Consider the following 2953-nt stretch of genomic DNA (forward strand, 5'->3'; position numbering starts at 1 on the left):
GGAGGCTCTGACGAACGTGCGCCGGCATGCCTCCGGCGCCTCGACGGTGGAGGTGGAGCTGCACATGCGCGACGAGCACCTGCAGGTCACGGTGCGCAACGACGGCGTCGTCCAGGAGCGGCCGCTGCCCGGTGGTGGCGGGGGGTTCGGCCTGGCCGGGATGGGCGAGCGGGTCGCCGCGCTGGGCGGCGAGCTGGCCGCCGGGCCGACCGGACCCGGCGTCTGGACGGTCGCGGCGCGGCTGCCGATCGGGGCCGGCTCGTGACGACCCGGGTGCTGCTGGCCGACGACCAGGAGATGGTGCGCACCGGCTTCCGGCTGATCCTCGGGGCCGAGGAGGGCATCGAGGTCGTCGGCGAGGCCGGGACCGGTACCGACGCCGTGGTCCGGGCCCGCGCCCTGCGCCCCGACGTCGTGCTGATGGACATCCGGATGCCCGAGCTCGACGGGCTGGAGGCCACCGCAGCCCTGATCGCGGACCCCTCGCCGCCGCGGATCGTCGTCGTCACCACGTTCGACGACGACGAGTACGTCTACGGCGCGCTGCGCGCCGGGGCCTGCGGGTTCCTGCTCAAGGACGCCGGGCCGCGGCTGCTGGTCGAGGCGGTACGCGCCGCCGCGGCCGGGGACGCCCTGGTCTCCCCGTCGATCACGGTGCGGCTGCTCGAACGCCTCACCGCGTCCCGGCCGGTCCCCGGGGCGGGCGACACGCTCTCGCCGCGCGAGCTCGACGTCGTGCGCTCGGTGGCCCGGGGCCGGACGAACAACGAGATCGCCGCGGACCTGTTCGTGTCGCTGTCCACCGTCAAGACGCACCTGGGCAACATCCACGCCAAGCTCGACGCGCGCAACCGCGTCGAGGTCGCGGCGTGGGCGTGGGAGAACCGGGTGGTCACCTAGCGGAGCCGGTCCACCGCGTCAGCCCCGCTCCACGTCCTCGGCGTGCTCGGTGGCCGGGTCCCAGGAGCGGCCGGGGCCGCCCCAGGCGTTGCGCTTGAGCATCTTCTTCGCCGCGCGCTGGTTGCGGCCGATCAGGCGGTCCAGGTAGATCAGCCCGTCCAGGTGGTCCACCTCGTGCTGCAGGCAGCGGGCGAAGAAGCCCTTGCCCTCGACGTCGACCGGCTCGCCGTCGAGGTCGGTGCCGGTGACCCGGGCCCACTCGGCGCGCCCGGTCGCGAAGCTCTCGTCGGGCACCGACAGGCAACCCTCCTGGTCGTCGTCGGCGTCGGGCATGATCTCCGGCCGCGCCGTCGTCTCCAGCACCGGGTTGACCACCAGCCCGCGGCGCATCGTGCGGGACTCCTCGTCCGGGCACGCGTAGACGAACATCCGCAGGTCCACCCCGACCTGGTTCGCGGCCAGGCCGACGCCGTTCGCGGCGGCCATGGTCTCGACCATGTCGGCGGCGAGCCGACGGATCGTGTCGTCGACCTGCTCGACGGGGCGGGTCGGGTGGTGCAGCACGGGGTCGCCGACGATGCGGATGGGCAGAACCGTCACCGGGAGATCCTACGACGGCCCCGGATGGCCGCCCGAGCACCGGCGGCGCACACGCTGCGTATCCGAACGGCGCGAGGTCCGGGCCCGAGCCTCGGCGCGCCTGCGCCATCCGGGCATGCGGGGTACGGCAGGATTCACTCCGGGGTGGCGCGTCGCGGGACGCCGCTGTCGGTGCACCGTGGTTCAATGTCCCCCGCGAATGACAGTCGTGTCATTCGCTACGAGGACATCGTCGATCGGCCGCGCGAGGAGCGTGATGGAGTCCGCTGAGACCGCTGCGGAACGCCGCGGAGCACACCGCTCCGCCACCGGCTCCCGGGAGCTCGACCGTCGCGAGCGCGAGATCCTCGCGTTCGAGGGGCAGTGGTGGAAGTACGCGGGGGCCAAGGAACAGGCCATCCGCGAGCTGTTCGACATGTCCGCCACCCGCTACTACCAGGTGCTGAACGCGCTGGTCGACAAGCCCGAGGCGCTGGCGGTGGACCCGCTGCTGGTCAAGCGCCTGCGCCGGCTGCGCACCAGCCGTCAGCGCACGCGCGCCGCACGCCGTCTCGGCATCGAGCCCTGAGGCGCTGACATGCCCGGCCCGCGCGTGACGCCCACCCGTACGACGGCCGCGCGCCGTTCGTGCCCGATCCGGAGGTTGCCGTGACCGCTCCCAGTTCACCCGGCGGCCGTTCGCCGCTGAAGGTGGCCGGTATCGCACTGATCGGCGTCGGCGCACTGGCCGGCGTCGTCGGCCTGTTCGGGCTGACCGGCCTCGGTGGTGGCGGTGACGAGAACTCCTCGGCCGCGCCGCCGAGCGCGTCCGCCGCGCCGAGCAGCGACCCGAACGCCGTCCCGGTCCCGCCGGTCGGCGACGAGCCCGGCGCGAACGGTGCCGGTGGCGCCTCGACCGCGCCCGGCGCGGGCGCTGCGCCCGGGGCCGGTGACCCGGGTACCGGCGGTGGCCCCGGTGCCCCCGGCGGGGCGTCCCCGTTCACCCCGGGAGCGCCCGGCACCCCCGGTGCGCCCGGCACGCCCGGCGGCCCGCCCGCCGCCGCGGGTGGGGCCGGTGCCCCCGGCGCCGCAGGTGGCGCCGGAACGGGTGGCGCCGGTGCGACCGGTGGCGACCGCGCCGCGGCCGAGGGACGCGCCGCAGGCCCGTCCGCCGCGGCCCGTCCGGTCGTGCGCGTCTACAACAACAGCACGGTCAAGGGTCTGGCCGAGAAGGCCGCCGAGGAGTTCCGGCGTTCGGGCTGGACCGTGTCGTCGGTGCAGAACTACCCGCAGGGCGTCATCCCGGCCACCACCGTCTACTACCGGCAGGGCACCGCCGAGAAGGCGGCCGCGGACGAGATGGCCCGCAAGTGGGGCATCCGCTCGGAGGCCCGGTTCGACGGCATCCAGGACGCCACCCCGGGGATCATCGTGATCATCACCAAGGACTTCAAGGCGACCTGACCCGACAGAC

The 2953-nt window shown here is 74.7% G+C and carries 5 protein-coding genes; 4 read left to right on the plus strand and 1 reads right to left on the minus strand.

Features of this window, described 5'->3' with window-relative positions; genetic code table 11:
* On the plus strand, window positions 1-265 hold a 265-nt coding region (locus I4I78_RS31535; RefSeq protein ID WP_374225957.1), incomplete at its 5' end, for an ATP-binding protein.
* Window positions 262-900 carry a response regulator transcription factor gene (locus tag I4I78_RS31540; RefSeq protein ID WP_218615163.1) on the plus strand — a complete coding sequence of 213 codons (639 nt, stop codon included), beginning with the start codon at window positions 262-264 and terminating at the stop codon, window positions 898-900. The genes I4I78_RS31535 and I4I78_RS31540, both read left to right, overlap by 4 nt.
* An 18-nt stretch (window positions 901-918) precedes the next feature.
* On the opposite strand, the gene I4I78_RS31545 is transcribed toward I4I78_RS31540, so the two are convergent.
* Window positions 919-1500: a peptide deformylase gene (locus I4I78_RS31545; RefSeq protein ID WP_218615164.1), complete on the minus strand. Its 582-nt coding sequence runs from the start codon at window positions 1498-1500 to the stop codon at window positions 919-921.
* A 256-nt stretch (window positions 1501-1756) separates the two neighbouring features.
* Here I4I78_RS31545 and I4I78_RS31550 point away from each other — a divergent pair, with 256 nt between their 5' ends.
* On the plus strand, window positions 1757-2068 hold the full coding sequence (locus tag I4I78_RS31550; RefSeq protein ID WP_218615165.1) for a DUF3263 domain-containing protein: 312 nt from the start codon (window positions 1757-1759) through the stop codon (window positions 2066-2068).
* Between the two features lie 80 nt (window positions 2069-2148).
* Window positions 2149-2943, plus strand: a complete 795-nt coding sequence (locus tag I4I78_RS31555; protein ID WP_218615166.1) for a LytR C-terminal domain-containing protein — start codon at window positions 2149-2151, stop codon at window positions 2941-2943.
* Window positions 2944-2953 lie beyond the last annotated feature (10 nt).

Origin of the sequence: Pseudonocardia sp. KRD291 (assembly GCF_019263595.1) — a bacterium.
Classification (GTDB): domain Bacteria; phylum Actinomycetota; class Actinomycetes; order Mycobacteriales; family Pseudonocardiaceae; genus Pseudonocardia.